This window comes from Edaphobacter modestus (genome assembly GCF_004217555.1).
Lineage (GTDB): Bacteria > Acidobacteriota > Terriglobia > Terriglobales > Acidobacteriaceae > Edaphobacter > Edaphobacter modestus.
On sequence record NZ_SHKW01000001.1, the window covers coordinates 105,322 to 127,390 of the forward strand.

At 56.8% G+C, this 22,069-nt stretch carries 13 protein-coding genes; 7 read left to right on the top strand and 6 right to left on the bottom strand.

Annotated features, from left to right (window positions below; translation table 11 throughout):
• The first annotated feature begins 62 nt into the window (after window positions 1–62).
• Together BDD14_RS33630 and BDD14_RS00485 are read left to right on the top strand one after the other, a co-directional pair.
• The gene (locus BDD14_RS33630; RefSeq protein WP_278045512.1) at window positions 63–224 is read left to right on the top strand and encodes a thiamine pyrophosphate-dependent enzyme; all 162 of its coding nucleotides are present in this window, start codon (window positions 63–65) and stop codon (window positions 222–224) included.
• A 105-nt stretch (window positions 225–329) separates the two neighbouring features.
• Window positions 330–602 carry a hypothetical protein gene (locus BDD14_RS00485; RefSeq protein WP_130417113.1) on the top strand — a complete coding sequence of 91 codons (273 nt, stop codon included), beginning with the start codon at window positions 330–332 and terminating at the stop codon, window positions 600–602.
• Between the two features lie 92 nt (window positions 603–694).
• Here BDD14_RS00485 and BDD14_RS00490 read toward each other — a convergent pair whose 3' ends face one another.
• Complete coding sequence (locus BDD14_RS00490) at window positions 695–3,316, bottom strand: PAS domain-containing protein (protein ID WP_165419836.1); 2,622 nt, start codon at window positions 3,314–3,316, stop codon at window positions 695–697.
• Between the two features lie 1,311 nt (window positions 3,317–4,627).
• Between BDD14_RS00490 and BDD14_RS00500 the strand changes: the two genes are divergently transcribed.
• Both BDD14_RS00500 and BDD14_RS00505 read left to right on the top strand, forming a co-directional pair.
• Window positions 4,628–5,713 (top strand): glycoside hydrolase family 16 protein, encoded by a 1,086-nt coding sequence (locus BDD14_RS00500; protein ID WP_130417115.1) that lies wholly within the window; start codon window positions 4,628–4,630, stop codon window positions 5,711–5,713.
• A complete protein-coding gene (locus tag BDD14_RS00505; RefSeq protein ID WP_165419837.1) occupies window positions 5,697–9,194 on the top strand; it encodes a two-component regulator propeller domain-containing protein in 3,498 nt (1,165 codons plus the stop codon). Before BDD14_RS00500 ends, BDD14_RS00505 begins: the two co-directional genes overlap by 17 nt.
• A gap of 159 nt (window positions 9,195–9,353) precedes the next feature.
• Here BDD14_RS00505 and BDD14_RS34120 read toward each other — a convergent pair whose 3' ends face one another.
• The 5 genes from BDD14_RS34120 to BDD14_RS00535 all read right to left on the bottom strand — a co-directional run bounded on the left by BDD14_RS34120 (window position 9,354) and on the right by BDD14_RS00535 (window position 17,849).
• Window positions 9,354–9,665 carry an alpha/beta fold hydrolase gene (locus BDD14_RS34120; RefSeq protein WP_423201738.1) on the bottom strand — a complete coding sequence of 104 codons (312 nt, stop codon included), beginning with the start codon at window positions 9,663–9,665 and terminating at the stop codon, window positions 9,354–9,356.
• Window positions 9,666–9,715: 50 nt separating this feature from the next.
• The gene (locus BDD14_RS32275; RefSeq protein ID WP_207231644.1) at window positions 9,716–10,054 is read right to left on the bottom strand and encodes a hypothetical protein; all 339 of its coding nucleotides are present in this window, start codon (window positions 10,052–10,054) and stop codon (window positions 9,716–9,718) included.
• Between the two features lie 1,055 nt (window positions 10,055–11,109).
• Window positions 11,110–13,221, bottom strand: a complete 2,112-nt coding sequence (locus BDD14_RS00525) for a phosphocholine-specific phospholipase C (protein WP_130417117.1) — start codon at window positions 13,219–13,221, stop codon at window positions 11,110–11,112.
• A 64-nt stretch (window positions 13,222–13,285) separates the two neighbouring features.
• Window positions 13,286–16,807: a TonB-dependent receptor gene (locus tag BDD14_RS00530; RefSeq protein WP_242617631.1), complete on the bottom strand. Its 3,522-nt coding sequence runs from the start codon at window positions 16,805–16,807 to the stop codon at window positions 13,286–13,288.
• Between the two features lie 76 nt (window positions 16,808–16,883).
• Complete coding sequence (locus BDD14_RS00535) at window positions 16,884–17,849, bottom strand: helix-turn-helix domain-containing protein (RefSeq protein ID WP_130417118.1); 966 nt, start codon at window positions 17,847–17,849, stop codon at window positions 16,884–16,886.
• Between the two features lie 186 nt (window positions 17,850–18,035).
• Between BDD14_RS00535 and eat the strand changes: the two genes are divergently transcribed.
• From eat to eutC, 3 genes are read left to right on the top strand one after another with little or no spacing between them, the layout of a single operon-like run.
• Window positions 18,036–19,379: an ethanolamine permease gene (gene eat, locus BDD14_RS00540; RefSeq protein ID WP_242617632.1), complete on the top strand. Its 1,344-nt coding sequence runs from the start codon at window positions 18,036–18,038 to the stop codon at window positions 19,377–19,379.
• Between the two features lie 9 nt (window positions 19,380–19,388).
• Window positions 19,389–20,783, top strand: coding sequence for an ethanolamine ammonia-lyase subunit EutB (locus BDD14_RS00545; protein WP_130417120.1), 1,395 nt, complete (start codon window positions 19,389–19,391; stop codon window positions 20,781–20,783).
• Window positions 20,780–21,559: an ethanolamine ammonia-lyase subunit EutC gene (gene eutC, locus BDD14_RS00550; protein ID WP_130417121.1), complete on the top strand. Its 780-nt coding sequence runs from the start codon at window positions 20,780–20,782 to the stop codon at window positions 21,557–21,559. Before BDD14_RS00545 ends, eutC begins: the two co-directional genes overlap by 4 nt.
• The last annotated feature ends 510 nt before the right edge of the window (window positions 21,560–22,069 follow it).

Genomic DNA, 22,069 nt, shown 5'->3' on the forward strand with positions numbered 1-22,069 from the left:
AAAACTTTGCGGCTCTCGAGAAGACGCTCAACGTTCCAGCTCTTGATCTTCCGGGACTCGACATCGTTAGCACCGCCAAGGCTTTCGGCTGCACCGGTGTTGCAGCGAATACCGCCGACAAGATCAAGCAAGCATTCACGGCAGCCCTTGCTACAGACGGTCCCACCGTAATCGCTATCCGCATTGCCCGGCAGATGCGATCGCTAGTGCCGGATGTCAGCTAAAACAGGCTCGACACCCGGAAGCGAATTAACCGCACGACTCCCGTTGAGGACGTGCCGCGTGTAGGCGTTGCTCAAACTGATGGCTGTAAATGAAAAGGAGAAACGATGAAGGTACTAACAATTGCGGGGATTCCCACATTGCTGGTTCTCTGCGTAGGTATGGCGGTTAGCCAGGATGCTGCCCACGACGTAGACAAAGCTGCAACCAAGACCGGTCATGTCGTTAGGCATGCGACTACGAAAGTCGGCAAGGCCACGAAGAGGGGCGCCAAAGACGTCGGTCATGGAACCAAGGTCGCGGCCAAAGACACGGGAAAAGGTGTCAAGGCCGGTACGGAAGAGACCGGCGAAGGAATTAATGATGCTGTTACCAAGTAGTCGAAGATCGATTGCTAGCAACCCGGCGAGAGCAGCATGGCTCGCCGGGATTATTAATGTGGATTCAAGGGCGAAGTTCGTTGGACGAGGAGCTAGCGAACCTCCCGTTTTGAAGACGCAGGCAAGGCAACGTTGAAAGTTGCGCCGCCATCAAGGTTGTTCTCCGCCCAGAGTCGCCCGCCGTGGGCTTCGACGATAGATCTTGAGACGGCCAAGCCAATGCCCATTCCCTTTTCCTTGGTTGTCATAAAGGCATCGAATATCTTCTCGGTATCTTCGAGTCCCGTGCCATTATCGATGACCTGGACTATGACCTCGTGCTCCTGCGTAACAAAGGCTCTAAGGAGAATCTTGGCCGTATTTACACTCCCATCGGTCGCTTCAATCGCGTTCGAAATTAGGTTGATAAATACTTGCTGGGTTTGAATACGGTCGACACAAATTGACGGCAGGCTACCTTCGATGGACCAGTCAATTTGAACCTCGCGCTTACTGGGGTCTTCCTGGATGAAACGCAAGGACTCTCGAATGATGTCCAGAACACTCTCGTCGCTCTTCTCGTATGGTTCGCTTCTAAAAAGAGCACGAATGCGCTGCATGGTCTCATCTGCTGAGCGAATATCTCTCAATATACGGTCAATCGAGGCGTTTGTTTCGGTCAGATCGGGCGGATTGGCTGTCAACCAACGTTTGGCGGCTTGAGCATTTCCAAGTACAGCCGTAAGCGGCTGATTTAGTTCATGAGCGATCGATGCTGAGAGCTCAGCTACGGTTGCGATTTTCGACGCTCTGCTGAACTTGATGCGCGTATCCCGAAGATGATCTTCTGCCCGTTTCCGTTCATCGATGTCCACAGTGAGGCCATACCACTGAATGATCTTGCCGTCGGGATCACGCAAGGGTTCGCCCATCGTGTGATGCCATCTGTACTCTCCATCTGCGCGTCGCAAGCGGTTTATTACGCTGAATAATTCTCCAGTTTCGAGTGCACGGACGAATACCTTCAAAGTCTCCTCTCGATCATCGGAATGAATGAGGCTCATCCACCCGCGATTAGCGAATTCTTCGAAGGGAGCCCCAAAATATTCAAGGAATCTTTTAGAGAGATGAGCTGGTTCTCCGGTCGGCCACAATGACCAAAGCATTGAGGGAATTGTTTCGATAATGCCAACGAGCTGATGCTCTCGCGTTTGAAGAGCGTGTTCAGCCTCTTTCAATGAATTGACGTCGAAGAGAATCCCGTACCATTTAACGATCCTTCCTTCGTCATCACGGAGAGGGAGACTGCGATTCAGAAACCAGTGATAGGTCCCATCCGCCCGTCGGCAACGAAATTCCTGCTCAACAGGTTTTCCTGAGGCCAATCCCGCCTGCCAGTTTGCCAATACTCGATCTGCGTCGTCGGGATGGAGCACACCCGCCCATCCCCATCCCGTCGCCTCCTCTCTGGTCTGGCCGGAGTAGTCGAACCAACTCGGACTCAGAAAATCAACTGTTCCGTCAGGCAAAGCGGTCCCCATGTAGGCGGGCATTATCTCAATGATGGTCCGAAGCTCTCTCTCGTTGAGTCGAATCTTCTCTTCTGCCCGTTTTGCCTCGGTAATATCGATGACCGCCCCCGCGAACTCGAGGTCATCGGAATCGGTTCCCAACGGTCTCGCCAGAACATGAACATACTTGACGCGATCGTCGGGGAAGAGCAAACGATACTCGTAATCGATGGCGCCGCCGCTGGTAGAAGCTCGTTCTACAGTCTCAAGCACAAAATTGCGATCCTCAGGGTGAACGCGTTCCACGATCATGTCAAGCGTAACCTTGGTCGCCGGATCGTATTCGAAGATGCAGTAGGTTTCATCCGACCATATATGCTCTTCGTAGCCTGGCCTCCAACCAAAGCTGCCTGTGTGACTCAATCTTTGGGCTTCAGCCAAATAGGCTTCGCGACGCCGGAGCTCCTGCGTCAGGAGTTCGTGCTCCGTAACATCTATGCCGACGCCGATGCTCTTCATCGTGCCATTGTCTAAGATGGGAGTACCCACGCATCGAATGTACCGAACTTCGCCCGCCGGTCGCACTACGCGCTTGGTGACATCGAATCCAGAAAACTCATGAGTCATTTGCTCCATGAGCAACGCCATGAACTCACGATCCTGTGGATGAACGAGTGTCAGGTATTTCCCAAAGCCGGGTACTCCTGCAGCCGGATCAAGACCGTGTATTCGAAAAAGTTCGCGCGACCAGTAGTCGAAACCTACTGCAGGATCAAAAACCCAGTTGCCGATGTGGCCAAGGCGTTGCGCTTCGGCCAGATAAAACTCGCTCTTTTGCAACTCCTGGGCAGTCCTTCGGAGCTGTTCCTCCGTCCTCTTCCGATTCTCGATATCAATACTCGATCCATGCCACTTGAGAATTTCTCCATCTCTGGCGCGCAACGCGAGTTTATGGTGCAGCATCCAGCGATATTCGCCATCAGCCCGCCGCACTCGTGCGGCTCCCTCGAAGCGCTCTCCCGTAGCGAGCGACTCTCGCCACTTCTGCACAAAACTCTCGACATCTTCAGGATGAATCCAGGAAGTCCATTTCCATCCCAGCAGGCTCTTCAGCGGCTGCCCAACGAAATCCAGCCAGGTCCGATTGAAGAAATCGAGGTAACCATCCGGTCGTGCGGTGTGGATCAACGCAGGAGCCGAGTCGATAACCTGACGAAGATTCAAGTCTCGATCATCGACGGAACTATGCTCGGCCGCTCCCATGGTGCAGATGGTACACCCAGAAGGATTCAACCATAAAGGCACAAAAACCAGATTGCGCAGGCTCTTGGGATACCAGAAAGATGTAATGGACGTTGAGTTAATGGCCCACTATATTGAATCACAGACTAGGTAACTGTGATTGGACTAGAGGCTTTCACAGCTTTTGCAAATCTGCGGGATGTCGCAATTCGCATCTTAAGTCCATCTTTGAACATAGATGGTTGAGAGCGCTTGCTTTGGACCAGCTCAACTCCGCCGCTATTAACTAGGGAGCCGGGAGAGAATCGTGATGGGAGGATCTCAACATTGGAAATTTAGAATGTTGGCTTTGGTCTTGGCACCAGCGATTTTCGCGGCTCCGGGCGCCCCGCAAGTCTCGGTCCCGAGGGTCCATTTCCCGCCGGCCGGGGCCGCCCGTGGGAAGGTGATCATTATTGGGTTTGTTGGAGGCTTTGTCAGCCAAGACGATGTGAAGCACCCTAAGGTGCAGTTCGCCGCCTACCCTTCGCGATCGCTACCCGCTCATCGAAGCTGTAGTGTTTGGGAACACCATGGAAGGAAGGCTCTTCATGAGGTGGTCCGGATGCTCGACTCTGACGGTGATGGGGTTGTAGCGCCCAACGAAAAGAGGGAATCGACAATCATCACCTACGGACACAGCTGGGGTGCTGCGGAGACAGTCCCATTCGCCCAAGCACTCGGGCAAATGGGGTTTCCCGTGGCACTCACAATCCAAATAGATACGGTTGCGAAACCTGGCAGCAGGGGGGCCATCATCCCGGCGAGCGTAGCAAGCGCTATCAATTTCTATCAGACTCGAGGTCCGCTTCATGGACTTCCGGAGATCGTCGCGGCAGATCCGAAACAGACTACAATCCTTGGGAACATCTTGATGACCTGAGGATCGTCCTATAGACGGTGCGAATTACAGTTGGTATGCTCGCGTCTTCAACAGGCGGCACCACGAGATTGAGAACGACTTTCGCGTATGGGACAGGGCCGCATCGCTGATCGATTCGAACGTATCCGAAACGACTGTAAGAGTTCACGCCATCACCTGCGGATCGCCTATGTTTGGATATCTTGGGCGCGGCTTCAAGGGACGAATCGTCGCGAGCGATCAGCGAGCAGTTGGCAGCGAACAGTGACCCCAAGTTGACTTGCTGACAAGGTCCGGAAGGTTACCAGTAAAATGTGGGTGCTGTGAGGAAAACACACCAACGAGCGCGGTCCTTTGTCCCCGTCGGGAATTGCGACCGCTTGAGGGGTTACATGCAACTGCGACTGTTAGTACCAGTTTTCTTGCAACGATCGCTGCTGCTGGTTTTCTGCATTGCGCTGAACAGTTGCCAGTCGCATAAAGCCAATTCCGGACCTTCGATCGAGTTCACCCATATTCCGCCGCCAGCGCAAGGTGGACGAGAAAGAGTCGACACGATCTCTGGACGGGTAAGAAACGCTCGACCAAAGCAGCAGATTGTTATTTATGCGCACAGCGGGCAATGGTGGGTGCAGCCCTGGCCTGATCATCCCTTCATTCCCATCAAAGCAGACTCGACGTGGAGCACGGAAACTCATCTCGGATTTGAGTATGCTGCGTTATTGGTGGAGCCGGACTATCATCCGCCGCCCATCATGGATTTAGCTCCGACCCAAGGCGGTTCCGTTGCTCTCGTAACAATTGTGAAGGGCGTTGGCGCGCCGCAATTTGCCCCGACCGCATCGCTTAAATTCAGCGACCATGATTGGGCTGTTCGCACGGTTGCGAGTGACAAGGGAGGCATGAACAACCTCTACGATCCTGAAAATGCATGGACCGATGCGAGCGGGGCGCTCCACATGCAGATCAAGAAGAAATCGGGCATGTGGTCGTGTGCAGAAATATTCTTAAATCGCAGTCTCGGGTACGGCACGTACTCGGTAACTGTGCGTGATACTTCTCACTTAGAACCCGCCGCGGCCTTCAGTATGTTTATCTTCGACGAACGGGCTAGCGAGCAGCACTTTCGCGAGATGGACGTAGAGGTCGGTGGCCGGCGTGACGCTGCGAATAAGAACAATGCACAATATGTAATTCAACCGCTCTACATTCCTGGGAACCTGTTCGCTTTTAAGGCGCCCTCAGGCACCTTGACGTATGTCCTGCGCTGGGAATCTGGACATGCGACTTTCGAGACCTTTCGCGGAAGATCTGCAGGTGCGGGAGCGCAACTCGTTGCTGAACATGAGTTCACGTCTGGCATACCGTCACCGGGTAAGGCAATGCCCCGTCTGATATTTTTCGTCGTTGCGACCGACAAAAATCCTATGCAGAAGCCAAGCGAGGTTGTGGTTGAGAAGTTTGAATATCTACCGTGAGGACGGTTTTGGAAGGCGCTGGCTACTCAGGTGTGCCATTGCCGGACTCGCGGCCGTCTGCTTCGCTGTTTCGGCATCTGCGCTCGATCCCACCCGGACCGTGTCGCAATATATCCACGACTCGTGGGGAACTGAGAGAGGTTTGCCGGGCGGATCTATAACGGCCATCGCACAGACTTCCGATGGCTATCTCTGGATTGGGACAGATAAAGGTCTTGTTCGTTTCGACGGTTTGAATTTTCACCAGTTCGAGCGGGCCCACCCTGATCCAATGCTGATTGGTCCCGTGCGAACACTCCTGGTTGACGCAAGCGATCACCTCTGGATCTTGTTACAAAACACCATAGTCTTTCGTTATCACAATGGGAACTTCGAGCTTATCCGCGGCTGGTCTGAGAACGGCACAACGGCAATGGCACGGGGGACATCGGGTGCGGTTTTGCTCTCGTCATTAGCTGAGGGAACTGTCACACACAGTGACAACCGATTTCGAACCCTGTCGTCCGCAGCTCTTCTCACCGACGCTACAGGAGTCGCGAACAGCGAAGCTCCTGACCAGCGAGCAACTCCCTTTAGTTGGTTTGATCGTCTAGCGGCGCCGGTGGTAATCGCCATGGCGCAGACTGACGATGGAAAGATTTGGCTTGGCACGGAGCGTCGAGGGCTCTTCTATCTCCAGGAAGGCCGCGTTTCGAGCGCCTTGAATGGGCGGGTTGATACGAACATTAACTGCCTTCTTCCTCTTCAAAACTCAGAATTGTGGGTCGGAACGGCGAAGGGTGTGCTGCTCTGGAATGGAACAGAGTTTACTTTGGCGGGTGTACCGTCATCTCTTCGCAATCTCGCCGTGCTTTCCATTCTTCGTGACCGGGACTCGAACATCTGGGTTGGCACGAGTCGCGGACTGTTTCGGTACAACGCGAACGGGGTTTCTTTACTGAGTACTCACGAAACCACTGGACCGGTAGCTGCGCTCTTCGAAGATCGGGAGGGAAACATTTGGATCGGTAGCGCGCGCGGCCTCGACCGACTGCGAGACAGCGCCTTCGTTACGTACTCTCTTCCCAATTTGAAATCGCAGAGTATGGGACCATTGCACGTTGACTCCGGCGGCCGCACTTGGATTGCGCCCGTTCAGGGTGGTTTGCGATGGCTGAAGGAAGGAAAAAGTGGGGTTGTCACTGCCGATGGGATCGCCAATGATGTCGTCTACTCCATTACCGGAACTGGCGAGGATGATGTCTGGGTGGGACGACAACAGGGTGGACTCACCCATCTGCGCTACTCCGGCAATTCGTTTACAGCCAAGACCTACACGCAGGCAGACGGCCTCGCACAAAACAGAGTGTACGCGGTCTATCGGAGTCGTGATGGTACCGTCTGGTCCGGGACCCTCAGCAGTGGTGTAAGCGAGCTAAAGAACGGTCATTTCACAAATTACACGACTACAGACGGGTTAGCGGCGAACACAATATCGTCGATTGTCGAGGGCCCTGACGGAACGATGTGGTTCGGGACCCCGAAGGGTGTCAGTGCCATGTCGCAGAAGGGGTGGCGAACCTACACCGGGAACGACGGATTACCCTCCGAGGATGTCAACTGCCTCCTGCAGGATTCAACGAGAATCCTGTGGATAGGAACGGCCGAAGGTCTCGCTTTCCTCAGTGATGGGCATGTGCATGTGCCCCGCGGAGTACCTGAGTCCCTGCAAGCACCAATATTTGGCATTGAAGAAGACAAAAACGGCTGGCTGTGGATCGCGACCTCAGATCATGTTTTGCGCGTTCCGCGCGACAAACTGCTAAGCGGTGTTGTGAAAGCAGTAGATGTTCGCGAGTATGACCAGGCCGATGGTCTCGAGAGCACTGAAGGAGTGAAGCGGAGCCGTTCGGTGGTCTCGGATTCAGCGGGCAGGATCTGGTTTTCACTCAGCCGCGACGTGTCGGTTGTTAATCCATCTCAGATCAATGACAGTTCAGTTCCCGCGCTGCCTCACATCGAGGCGATCACCGCCGATAACAGCACCGCAAACCTCGCCGCCTTCGTTCAAATTCCTCCATCTCCCAGGCGAATCACATTTGAGTACACGGGGCTGAGCCTCGTGGCGCCCGGGCGGATTCGCTTTCGATATTTTCTAGAAGGTTTCGACAGTAGCTGGAGCCAGCCGGTTGCAGCGCGAGAAGCCGTTTACACGAACCTTGGGCCCGGCTCCTATCGATTTCGGCTAGTCGCCAGCAACAGCGAGGGGCTGTGGAACGGGCCAGAAACTGCGATCGCTTTGAACGTCGCCTCGGCCTACTATCAAACTTACTGGTTCCGATTGTCGTGCGTGGCTGCATTTCTGGCATTCTTTTGGGGGCTGCATCAACTCCGAGTGCAACAATTGCGGCGGGAGGAAAGAAAACTTAGCGAAGCCATTGAGACTATTCCGGCGATGGCGTGGATCGCTGGACCCGACGGGGCCGTTCAATTTGTGAATCGACGGTGGGTCGAGTATACCGGCCTGTCGCAGTTGGGAAAAACGGAGGAAGTCGGGAAAATTGCTATTCATCCCGAAGATCGGGATCGAATTGTACGACGAATGGGCGCGAGCTTTGCCAGTGGTGAGCCGTTCGAGGAGGAGATGCGTTTCCGCCGCACCGACGGGGAGTATCGGTGGTTTTTGAGCCGCGCCGTGCCGCTGCGGGACAAGCGAGGAAAGGTCGTGAAATGGTACGGTGCGGCGACCGACATTCAAGATCGAAAGCGTGCGGAACAGCTACAGACAGACCTTGCACACACCAATCGAATCAGCATACTCGGAGAACTGGTCGCCTCCATCTCGCACGAACTCGCACAGCCCATCACGGCCACAACCAATAATGCCAAGGCATCTTTGCGATGGCTTCAGCGCGACCCGCCTGATCTGACGGAGGTGCGCAAGGGGACGGAAAGAATTATCGAGGCGGGCACCTTTGCCTCGGAAATCATCAACCGTCTGCGATCGTTGTACAAGAAGGACCCTCCCAAACGGGAGTTGGTCGCGATAAATGAGGTCATCGGCGAAATGGTTCTGCTGCTGCGGGGCGAAGCCAACGAGTATGCCGTTTCGGTTCGTACGAACCTTGCCGCCGATCTTCCTAAAATCACTGCGGACCGGGTGCAACTGCAGCAGGTACTGATGAACCTCATGCTCAATGGTATCGAGGCGATGAAGGAGACCGGCGGAGTGCTCACGGTCAAGACGGGACCAGGCGAGGGCGATCAAGTGCTGATCTCAGTCAGCGACACCGGAGCAGGATTGCCTGCCGGAAGAGCGGACGAGATCTTCAATGCCTTCTTCACCACTAAACCTCATGGCAGCGGCATGGGGCTGGCTATCAGCCGTTCAATCGTGGAAGCGCATGGTGGCAGTTTGTGGGCCACATCCCACGACGGACGAGGCGCGACGTTTCATTTCACTCTGCCAACCGCAGTCGCGGAAGTGTCTGCGGCAATATGATTCCGAGTTCTTACGCGCGTGCGACAGCCGCATCGGAGCCTTGTTTGTCAACGTTGATTTGCGATAAGAAAGCAAGTGAGCGTCTACCTGGTCCGGAAAAAGTGCGCCGCATCATGACCTGTAATGGTCGGACGATGGTGCACTTGATCGATTCCTACTCTATCGTGTCGAACCGGCGACCTTCTCGGCGGCCTGTTTGATTACTGCAGCGACCACTTCAGGATTCGAGACGTAAATTGCATGACTGCCCGGTGCTTCTATCACTTGAGAACCAGCCCGACTTACCATCATGGGCTGCGCTGCCGGAGGGATCATTTTGTCGTCCATTGCGACAAGATATGAACTCGGCTTCGAGCGCCACGCCGGCTCATTGACAGCTCCCTGCAAGGCTTTCCAGTCCCCATGGAACCTGAGAATCTGCCATGAACGAAGCAAGGCCGCACGGACATACCGGACAATCGGAGTGGTCACGCCGAGCTCTGCGTCAGCGACTCAACATGTGCGCAGTTATATCGATCGCATTATGCTCCATCGGATTCTCGCAATTGGCGATAATGATCTTCGCCTATGTTTCCGCTGCACTCATGTTCAATTTCCTTCTCTGATCGGTTATTCGCCGCGAGACGAGTTGGGCGCCCGTGACGTACCACTGGAGTAGCAATGAAGTTCAAACTCTCGCTACCGTCAATCTCGAAACCGGCATCTTCGAGATCGACGTTGGAGAAGCGGTGACCTGATGAAGCAGGTTGATGAGCCCCGCCGGCGTGGATCAGGGGCACCGAACTGCGTGTCGAATCCATCCGCAGTGTGGTTAAAGGGTGTGGCCATAAGCCGGCCCCTTTCATGAGAGCGAAGGCCATGCGTCCATTCCATTCCCATTCCCATGGGAGAGGCTGAACGGCAAACCTCTCATCTATGCCTCTCTCGGAATCCTCGTGAACGGATTCGATCACGTCTACAAGATCATTCTCGAAGCAGTCGAAAATTCCTGAGGCCCAAGTTGTCCTGTCGATCGAACACGAGCAGTAGAATCGTGTATGATCGAGCACCGTAGAATCGTTTCAAGCGCTGAACCCGGAATTGCAAACGGCAGAAAATAGGCCGCTTGCAGTTACATTTTCGGTACAGTAGCGGTACGCACATCAGATCTGAATGCTTGCGACAAATTGCTGTAAATTACGGTCGCTCAGCTACTTATGGGTACGCTCACTTACGCTGGCATTTTGTTTTCATAAATTTACACGCTTCGTAGGAAACTCAAAATCCGCAGACCTTATCCGGTCGTGGGATTCAAGTCCCCTCCGGGCACCACTCACGTTGCCAAAGATTTGGAGCGGTCCACACCCATACGATTGCAAGCGTGCGCGGTACAAACAAGGTACACAAGGACCACAATATATAGAATATAGATATATCCCTCGAGGCTTCGGTTTGGATGTAGCAAGCTGTTCACTCTAATGGTGACCAGAGACGGGATCGGTGTCCCGCATCGCTAATGGAATCTGTAACTTACAGATTCTAAAAGGTGCAGGAAGCGCCAAAAGTGCCAGAATGCCCAAACGTTCTTGCAAATCTCTTGCAAAATTTATCCTTTTGATTCTCGGAATGGGAACCAAAAGGTAGCGAAGCAGGGCATGGATAGAGCCGTTTTCGCGATGTGTTTCGACTGAGGCCACATCGTTGGTCGCACCCGCCGCACGACCCTCGACATGATCTGCGAAAAACTCATTTAGAAGAATGGTCGGCCTTAGTGGACGATTTTCGAACTTTTCATGGCTTAGAAGACGGTAGCGAGAGTGCTGTCTACTAAACCCTCTCAGCTTCTACGTTTACCTGAAGCAGTAATGAGCGCTAGGGGCAGGCTCTATGAGCCTTATCTCATGCCAGTGCAAGGCAAAATGCTGATCTTCCCCCCTTACACAAACTGGTGAGGATCGCTGGTGCTGGGCCTGCCGTCTTCGAGATGACCTGCGAAGCGCCGCAGGAAGGTCGTTTTGACGTCGGGGTTGATGATGCTGACGTCGTACCAACGGCTGTCGCTCGGGAGTGGGACCCGGATGGAGACTTCGGCGCCCGGACCGATCTCTTTGTGCTCTTCGAGCATGGTGTAGCTCTCGGCAATCGCAAGCGTGACAGGTGCATGGGATGGATTGTGCATCGTTAGATGGAGCGAACGGCCGGAGTCGTCGGGTTCAAGGGTGACGACGGGCTCCTGGGATCCGGCGATTCCCCTTTGACGTATCAGATATCCGTTGGGACCGTAGACGGCGAGATCGAAGGGCTGACCGGAGGCGACTGTCCAGTAGTCGGTCAGGGTGTCCGCCGCGGAGACGGTGTAGCGGCGCGGCTCGTCAGAGGGTGTTATGCCGTTGTAGATGTAGAACGCGGCTCCTGCCTTGCCTTTGTTGATGAGATCGATCGAGATGCGGTCGCTTTCGACGTGGCAGGCAGTTTGAAGGGCATACGGCAGAGCACGTGCGGGACGCGTCCCCTTCTCCTGCACAGGCATGGTCTGCACGGCGGGAACGCTGTAGGGCTGATGCAGCGACTTGATCGGCTGCGGCGGAGGGAATGATGTGGTGCGTGTTACCGGAGTCTGCGAGAAGTCGAAGGCCGAGGTGAGGTCGCCGCAGATGGAGCGGCGCCAGCGGCTGATGTTGGGCTCCTCGATGCCGAAGCGCTTTTCGAGAAACTGCAGCACGGAGGTGTGATCGAAGACCTGCGAACAAACCCAGCCGCCGGTGCTCCAGGGAGAGACGACCAGCATGGGCACGCGCGCCCCGAGTCCAATGGGCTGCAGGCCACCGGGATCGGCGCCAGGAATGATGGGCCGCCGCTCCTCGGGATGGTTGTCCATATCGATGAACTCGTCTGTGAGGCTGTCGAGCAGATCGTTCGAGACGAGGCCGTGCTTGTTGCGGTCCCTGCTGCGCGGAGGCATGGGCGGAACGATATGGTCGAAGAGGCCGTCGTTCTCGTCGTAGTTGATCAGCAAGACAGTCTTGCTCCACACCTCGGGGTTCGAGGTGAGGGCATCGAGCACAAGCGAGATGTAGTAAGCTCCGTCAGTTGGCGAGGCCTCGGGATGCTCAGAGTATTTGTAGGGTGCAACGACCCATGACACCTGGGGCAGCTTTCCCTGTTGCACGTCTTCTTTGAACCCGCTCAGCGTGCGGTCGGAGACACCCTTCATGACGAGCGGGCTCGTGGGGGAGGCACCCTCCTGAACGTGGTACTGCGCGAAGAACTCGAGCGAGTTGTCGGTGTAGTTGTCGGTCGGCGTGCCGGGAACGCCGCTGCCGCCCTGATAGACCTTCCAGGAGATTCCGGCCTTCTCGAGGCGCTCGGGATAGGTCGTCCAGGTGTAACCGTTGGTATGATGCCTCTCGTCGAACCCTGGTCCATTCGGTTTGGTGCCGTAGCAGTTGCGCGGATCCATTGTGCCGGACCACATGTAGATGCGATTAGGACACGTGTTGGCGTGGACGGAGCAGTGATAGGCGTCGCAGAGCGTGAAGGCGTCGGCCAGCGCGTAGTGAAAGCTGACATCCTCGCGTTTGAGGTAGCCCATCGTGAGCACATCCTGCTTCTGGTTGACCCACTGGTTGTAGTGGCCATTGTTCCAGGCGAGGTGACCGCTGCTCCAGCCATGATCGGTGCCCGCTTGAAACTCGGTGGTCTGCTGCGGATTGATGTAGAAGGGCAGGACGTGCTCGGCGTCAGGGGAGAGACCGCGATCGTGGTACTTCTTGGTCTTGGTCTCGGCGGTGGGCTGATACCAGACCGGCTTTCCGTTGGGCAGAGGCGCAGGACGAGGATCACTAAAGCCGCGAACGCCGCGCAGAGATCCGAAGTAGTGATCGAAGGAGCGGTTCTCCTGCATGAGGATGACGACGTGCTCTACATCCTTGATGGTGCCGGTGCGGCGAGCGGCGGGGATGGCAAGTGCCCGTTGAATGGCCGGCGGCGTCATGGTTACTCCAGCTGCCGCTGCTGCAATACGAAGAAAGTCTCGTCTGGTTCTCATCGTTCTCTCGCAAGAGGGAACCGAAGGGTGTCTCCGGTTCCCTCGCTACTTCGTTTTCAGTTTGTCAGAACTGCAGCCGCATGGCGACCTGACCGGTGCGGGGGCTGCCGAAGTCAGCGGTGCTTGCCGAGGTGATCTGCCCGAACGTGCTGCTGGAGATGTCCATGTTCGGGTTTCCGAGGTTGGTGTGGTTGAGGACGTTGGTGAAGGTTCCTTCGGCACGCAGCGAGACACGCTCTGTGATAGCGAAGCTCTTGCTAAGTCCGCCGGAGAGGTTGAGGGTGCCGGGTCCGACGAGCGAGCCGTTCTGGAAGTTGCCGAAGCGTCCGATCGGCGCGGGGTCACCGGGTTGTCCGCGGCCGGTGTGGCACGGCGTTCCCTCGACCCAGCTGGGATCGCCGGGGCAGGTGAATGCGGCCTTGTTGAACCAGCTGCCGGCGGTACGGTTAGCAGGTACGGCGCTCACGCCGACGACGCGGTCAACCTTCTGCGAACGGCTTCCAAGAGCGGCGCCGTTGGCGGCGTTCGTGAGGCCCGAGCCGGTACCGGAGGGGTCTCCCTGACCGCTGGAGAAGTAGGGCGAGAGGAAGGGGCCGGTCTGGACGAGGAAGATACTGCTGATCTGCCATCCGCCGAAGGCCGCATCCATCAGCCGGTTCATGTTGCCGCCGAACTGCTTGCCGCGTCCGAAGGGAAGCGCGTAGAGCAGCGTCGTATTCCAACGATGCCTCCTGCTGCCATAGACCTGGCCGAAGTCGACATTGGGATCGCCGGCGTAGGAGGCTCGGCTGCCACCGGACTCACTGGCGAAGCTCGAGCTGGCGGGTCCCTGGTTGTCGGCGAGGTTCTTGGCCAGCGTGTAGGTCGAATCGAAGGTGAGACCGGAGTTGGTGTGGTGGTTGAAATTGACCTGCCCGGACTGGTAGTTGGAGTCAGCGCCGGTGGAGCGGGTGTTGATGATGCCCCAGTTGGGGAACGGACGCGCGGAGAGCGGCTGGTTTGCGGCCGACGTGGTCGAGGAGTACGGAAGATCGTTGAGGTTCGGCGCCCAGACCAGATGCTTGGTGGTCATGCCGATGTAGGAGACGCGAAGACCGTATCCATGGCTGAGATCGCGATCCAAGGAGAGGCTGAACTGCTGCGAGTACGGGTCCTTCCAGTTGATGTCATTGGCGGTACCGAAGTAGGCCTGACCGTATCCGGCGGAGGCGGAGCTGGTGCCCGAACCGGCGTAGATATTGGGCCACACGTAAGAGGGGCCGTTTGCCGTCTTGGTATTCGCATACTGTACGGTGTTGGCCTGGAGCGTTCCGGTGAGCGAGTAGAAGTTCGAACCAAGCAACGTGATGTTATAGAGACCGTAGCCACCACGGATCACGGTGCGGTTGTCGTCGGTGAGGCGATACGCAAAGCCGAAGCGGGGGGCGAAGCGGGTCTTGATCGCAGTACGGAGGCCACTGGGAAGACCGGCCTGCGAGTTGCTGACCGTAGGCGTGCAGGGAGCGCCGTTCTGCGCCGCAACACCCGAGGTCTGGCCCAGACCGCAGGAGTTGAAGCTCTTCAGGTAGTCCTGCGAGACCAGCGAGCCGAAGCCGTCAGGATAGACCACACGGCCCGACTTCGCGATGGAGGGGTCGAAGTTACCGATATTGCCGGTGGGGTCGTGATAGGCCGGGTGATACTCGTAGCGCAGACCGTAGCTGAGGGTGAGGCGATCGCTGACACGCCACTGGTCTTGCGCGAAGGCGTGATAGTGCATGGTCATGCCGTCGTTGTCGGCCTGCACGACGTCGTAGAAGGTTGTGCTGGGTGCGCCGATCATGAAGTCGGCGAACTCGTTGCCCGTGAAGGTGGCGGGCGAGTAGTCAAAGGTGCCGTAATTGTCAGCGCCGTTGAACCCAAGCGGCGTGACGGCCTGCATGCGGCGGACATCCACACCGAACTTCATCGTGTGACGGCCCTTGACCCACGTGAAGTTGTCGGTGAAGACGTGCGTGCGGGACTTGGTGACCGAGCTGAGTCGATCAGGATTCAGATCGGTGAGGTAGGCGAAGTCGAGTTCTGGCAGACCGTTGTAGAAGAGATTCTGCAGGCCCTGCAAGCCGGAGTTCTGCGTGAAGGACTTGCCGTCGTAGGGATTGGTGGCACCGTTGCTGTCGAAGGTAAAGCCGTAGCGAAACTCGTTGATCAGGCTCGGAGTGAAGTTGTAGTTGGCGGCGACGAGAAAGATGCGGTCCTGGTAAGTCGTTGTGCTCGAGGGCACCAGCAGCGGCTCTGCCGTGTTCTGGTTGTAGTTCTTCCAGGTAAAGCGAGCGAAGACGAGAGCCTTCTGACCGATGTACTGGTCGCCACGAATGTCGAACTGGTTGGAGAAGAGCGAGGTGTCCTTGTTGGTGGAGTAGTTGTAGGCACCGGGGGTATAGGTCGAAGTGTCGCCGATGTTCGGGTCGGGGAAGAAGGTAAGGAACTTCTGCGCGACGGCATTGATAGGAACGGCGTTCAGCGCATAGGTTCCGCCGGTGAAGGGGTTCGTCAGAGAGGTCAGCCCGGTGACCTTGCTGAAGTCGCCCTTCTTCATCGCCGCGGTGGGGACGTAGTACTGCTCGGAGGTGGTGCGTGGGCTGCGGTAGCCCTCGTACGTCCCGAAGAAAAAGGTCTTGTCGTGCCCGTTATAAAGATGCGGAATCACCACCGGGCCGCCCAGTGAGGCGCCGTAGTCGTTGGTGACAAGATGTGCCTTCGAGAGCGCACCGTAGTCTTTGGCGTTCAACGAGGAGTCCTGGTGATACCAGAAGATGCCACCGTGAAGCGTGTTGGTTCCACCCTTGGTCGTGGTGGTGACTTCGCCCGGCTGGCCGAACTCTGCGCTGTTCATCACGCCATCAACGCGCATCTCAGCGATCGAGTCGCCGGAGGGGAAAGCGTTCGCAATCGGCGAGTTGCCGCCTGTAGCGCTGCGTGTCGTGATGCCGTCAACCGTCACGTCGGTCTGGAAGGGCAGGCCGCCCTGCACGGAGTAGGTCGGCGTCGAGCCACCGTCGGACTGCACGCCAGGGAGAGTCTGAATCATTGAGAGGGGACTGGTTCCGCTGGAACTGGCGCGGTAGTTGGCGGGCAGGTCTCTCACAGCCGTGCTCGAGAGCGTCGCATCGATCGAGGGCGTATCGGTCTCGATCGTGCCTGCATCGCCGGCGTTGACCGAGACCTCTTGCGAGACGTTGCCGACCGCGAGCATAACGTCGGAACGCAACTCCTGACGCGCTGTCAGTCGCAGACGCGTGATCTTCTGCACATTGAAGCCCGGGGCAGTGACTTCGACGTTATATTGACCAGCGGTGAGGTTCAGGAACTGAAAGTTGCCCGCCTCGTTGGTTTTGACGGTCTTCTTGACTGCCGTCTCCACACTGATCAGGTCGACCGTAGCATCGGGCACGGCCGCACCGCTGCTGTCTTTGATGGTTCCGAGGATCGTGCCTTGCGTGGACTGAGCGTGAAGACCCAGCGCAGCGAACGCAAACAGGCAAAGGGCGACGAGAGCAGTGGGAAAGAATCTTTTTTGGCGGCGCATAGTTATGTAGTGCAGCATAGCCATGGCACCTGAAAGACTGTTATCGAATTTTGGCAAAATTCCGAGCGATGAGATGAATAATCGGTGAAATTAATTATTGGGGAGCAACGCTCTCGCTCCGCTTCACGGTTGCCGAGGGCAGCTCATCGAACAATGTTCGGTAATCCTTGGCAAACTGGCTGAGGTGCCAGAAGCCCCAGTCGGAGGCCGCTTGCTGCACAGAGACTTTCGTCTCTCTTCGACAAAGATCGCGACGCACTCCATTGAGTCGCAGGATCCTGAGATATGCGTTGGGGCCAATGCCGAGCACCCTGTCGAACGCGTATTGCAGCGTTCTGCGGCTGACGTGAAAGATCGTACAAAGCTCAGGAACAGAGATGGCTCGATCATTGTTATCGAGCAAGAACAGCCTGACATTGCGCACGATCTGCGAGTGCTGCATCTCGCTGCGGGGCATCCCCTTCGCCTGCTCAACCGAGGCGCAGAGGTTGGTGACCGCTTCGAGGACCGAGTTCTGCATCGCCCGGCAGGCCCCCGCAGAGTTCAGCACCTCAGGTCTTCGGTTGATCTCCTCGAGGATTTCGCCGAAGAGGTGCCGCAGAGAACTCTGCGCGGCACTGCCCTGCAAAATCTCGCACCGAAGCCGGGCGAGACCGTCTTCCTCAGGCAGCACGGAGCGCAAGTGTTCTGCGAGTGTGCGATGGCTGATGACGAGACCGAAGATTCTGAAGCGGGCCGGCGTAATCAGCTCAAAAGGCTGATGCCCTCGGCGTATTGCAACCGCTCCTTCTTCGACGCGCCGGGTGTCGAGGCGGAAGGATTCCCGCTCGGAGACAGGAAGGCCGAACCACCAACCGTTCGAGCGTACGACACAGGATTGACGCAGGCTTAGATTGGTGGATTCGCGAAAGAGATGAATCGAGTTGAAGCAAACTCCGCTGATCTCTCCTGAGAAACCACCGCCCGAGAGCTGATCATAGAGCTGCGACCATCCCATGAGATTGTCTGCGTGAGTATTGGGATCGTCGGAGACATGACGATAAGTTGGCGATACGGGCATCGACCACGCAGCATTCGGGGAGGAGTGTCGAGCAGGCTCCACGATTCGGACAATACCATAACAACGTGACGCTAACGATAAGAATGACAACTCTGCCTCATTCCTGTTGCAGAATCGCGGCTCCGGTTGCCGATTTTTGATAACTGCATATTCCGTCGCATGAGCATAATGGTCGTGGGAGACACCTTGGACGATAGCTCGCACCTGAAAGCGACACTGAATACCTGGCAGCTCTGGGGAATTGCAGTTGGCCTTGTCATCTCGGGAGAGTACTTTGGCTGGAGCTACGGTTGGGCGAGCGCAGGCACGCTCGGCTTTCTCGCGATAACCCTCTTCATCGCAACGATGTATGCCGCATTCATCTTCAGCTTCACGGAGCTGACGACGGCGATCCCGAACGCCGGCGGCCCCTTCGCTTATGCGGAACGTGCATTTGGAGAGTTCGGAGGCTACCTCGCAGGCGCGGCGACGCTGGTCGAATTTGTCTTCGCACCGCCAGCCATCGCATTGGCCATCGGGGCCTATCTTAACGTGCAGTTTCCTTCGCTGTCGCCGAAGCATGCGGCTGTCCTCGCCTATCTGGTCTTTATGGCAATCAACATCATCGGTGTGAGGATCGCGGCGAGCTTCGAGCTCTTCATTACGGTGCTTGCGATTATCGAGTTGCTGGTCTTCATGGCCGTTGTTGCTCCGGGGTTCCGTCTTAACAACTTCGTCGCCGGTGGCTGGGCGGGACAAGAGAGCTTCACGACGGGAGCGTTCCACGGCATGTTCGCTGCTGTGCCATTTGCGATCTGGTTCTTCCTTGCCATCGAGGGCGTGGCGATGGCTGCCGAAGAGGCCGAACGGCCGTCATACTCGATTCCGATCGCATACATTGCAGGCATCTGCACGCTGCTGGCGCTCGCCATTGGGGTCATGCTCTTTGCCGGAGGCGTGGGAGACTGGCGTCTACTGGCCGACATCAACGATCCGTTGCCGCAGGCGATGAAGATGATCGTCGGCGCGGCAAGCAACTGGCTGCACATGCTGGTATGGCTTGGACTGTTTGGCCTGATTGCCTCGCTGCACGGAATCATCTTCGGCTACTCGCGGCAGATCTTTGCGCTCGCACGCGCCGGCTACCTGCCTTCGTTGTTCAGCCGGATTCATCCACGTCTCAACACGCCGTGGATTGCGATCGTAGCCGGCGGCGTAATCGGCATTGCTGCCATCTACAGCGATTCGTGGATCACGATCGGTGGGCAGCCGCTAACAGCGAACATCGTCACCATGTCGGTCCTTGGCGCACTGGTAATGTATGCGGTCAGCATGTTCGCTCTTTTTCGACTGAGACGATCTGAGCCAGAGATGGTACGGCCGTTTCGTGCAAAACTGTATCCCTTCGCTCCAATCTGGACGCTGCTCGGGGTCGCCATCTGTCTGGCCAGCATCATCTACTACAACAGGACCATCTCACTGGCCTTCTGTGGCCTGCTTGGCGTAGGTTATGTCTTACTTCGATTCACCAGGCGCACTTCGGGCGCGTGAGGAGAGAGGATGGCCTTCGCACACACGATCAAGGGCACCGTGTACCGGTTCGACGACCTGAAGACATTGCTGGCCAAGGCGACACCGGCGCGATCGGGCGATGAGCTAGCGGGCATCGCTGCAACATCAGAGATCGAACGCGCCGCGGCCCGTTTTGCGCTGGCTGATCTGCCGCTGAAGCATTTCCTGAATGAAGCGGTGATTCCCTATGAAGATGATGATGTGACGCGTCTGATCATGGACACGCACGACGTCGATGCGTTTGCGCCGATCGCGCATCTCACGGTGGGCCAGCTTCGCGAATGGCTGCTTGAACAATCGCAGACGGTGGAAGCACTCGCAGCCGTAAGCCGAGGGCTTACGCCGGAGATGGTTGCAGCGGTCTCAAAGCTGATGCGCAACCAGGATCTGATTCTTGCCGCGAGCCGGATCCGCGTAGTGACCCGGTTTCGTTCGACGATCGGCCTTCCGGGAACGATGGCCGTACGCCTGCAGCCGAATCATCCCACTGACGATCCGAAGGGGATTCTCGCCTCCATCATCGACGGCATCCTGTATGGCTGCGGCGATGCGGTGATTGGCATCAACCCTGCCAGCGACAACATCGGCTCCGCCATCAGGCTGCTGCATTTGATCGATGACTTTCGTATCCGCTTTGATGCCCCGGTACAGAGCTGTGTTCTTACTCATATTACGAACACGCTCGAGGCCATCCGGCAGGGTGCTCCGGTCGACCTCGTCTTCCAGTCGATTGCCGGAAGTGAAAAGGCCAATGCGAGCTTTGGCGTCACGCTCGACCTGCTGCGCGAAGGGCAGCAGGCTGCGCTGGCACTGGGCCGGGGCACCGTGGGCACCGACTGCATGTACTTCGAGACCGGCCAGGGGAGCGCTCTTTCGGCAGGAGCGAACTTCGGCGTCGATCAGCAGACCTGCGAGACGCGGGCGTATGCGGTAGCTCGCTCCTGCCGTCCACTGCTAGTAAATACGGTTGTCGGTTTTATCGGACCAGAGTATCTCTTCGACAGCAAACAGATCATACGCGCAGGGCTGGAGGATCACTTCTGCGGCAAGCTGATGGGGCTGCCGATGGGTTGCGACGTCTGCTACACCAATCACGCTGAGGCCGATCAAGATGATATGGATACCCTGCTCACGCTGCTGGGTGTAGCAGGAGTTAATTTCATCATCGGAGTGCCGGGTGCAGATGACATTATGTTGAACTATCAGAGCACTTCGTTCCACGATGCGCTGTATGTTCGCAGCGTGCTGGGCCTGAAGCGTGCGCCTGAGTTTGAGGCCTGGCTGCGGGCGATGCAGATCGTTGATACAGCTGACAACTTCACGCTCTCACGAGCATCGTTGGAACGCCTGTTGCCTGCCAGCGTTATGGGGAGCGTCTCGTGAGCGAGAGCCCCTCGAGAGTTGAGCCCTGGCACTCTTTGACGCAATGGACTTCGGCACGGATCGCCATGGGCCGGGCCGGGGCGAGTATGCCGACGGCTTCGGTGCTCGAGTTCAACAGCGATCATGCGCTCGCGCGAGACGCCATCCACACGGCCCTCGACACTTTTCTTTTGGAGCGACGGTTTGCGGCCGCCGGCTTCCGCACTCTGTCTGCATGGAGCCGTGCACGTGACCGATCGGAGTATCTGCGTCGGCCGGATCTCGGACGATCGCTTGATCCTGCCTGTGTCCCGGCGTTACGGGCAGACGACGACGCGCAGAGTGCAACGCTGACGGTGGTAGTCGCCGATGGGCTCTCGGCGCTAGCGCCAGCGTCGCATGCCCTGCCGTTGCTGGAGCTGCTGCGCGATGGCCTTGCCCAGTGGACACTCGATCCGGTTGTCATCGCGACACAGGCTCGGGTTGCGCTTGGCGATGAGATCGGCCAGCTTCGCAGGGCCGAAGCCGTTCTGGTACTGATTGGCGAGCGACCGGGGCTGAAATCGCCCGACAGTCTTGGAGCCTATCTGACCTACCTGCCCAGGGCTGGCCGCATGGATTCTGAGAGAAACTGTGTTTCGAACATCCGTCCGGCCGGGCTGACCTATGACCAGGCCGTCTTTCGGTTACTACACCTGCTGACCCAGGCTCGTGTCCTGGGAGCTACAGGCGTGTCTCTCAAAGACGGAAGCGACACCCTCCGTGAACTCCAAGAGACGGATCGGCCCCGATATTAATGAGATGGTCAACCTAGATCTGGGGTGCCCGCTTGCAGCCGTGAATATCTCTGAAATTGCTCGCGGTCGCTGCGCTTAGCTTCCGCCGCACACTGGCGACTTTGTTGCAGTCAGCTGGCGCATCAGTGAAGACGAGCAGGAACTCTTGCGGTACTCTTCTCCATTGATGACATTGGGGACATAAGACGCAATCGCGGCTTATGTGTAAGTGCCTCAGGAACCAGAACAGAAGCTCGTACTTAGCGGAAACTCGCTAGTGTTCCTTTCGGTTCCCTGAGTTGTTCCCACCTCATCTAAACCGGATTGCTAAGTGATTGAAATAATTGCTCGGCCCTAGTGGACGATTTTCGAACTTTTCAGACTGTGACGACCAATCCGAATGCTGAATGAGGCGACGTCCTGACCCCATGGGACCGAAGGGCAACTTAGGAATTTCAGTATCAGTTTCTGAACCTGATCTGCGAACTCCTTAGGGCGAAACGTACCTCTCTGCGACCTATGAGATTGTTG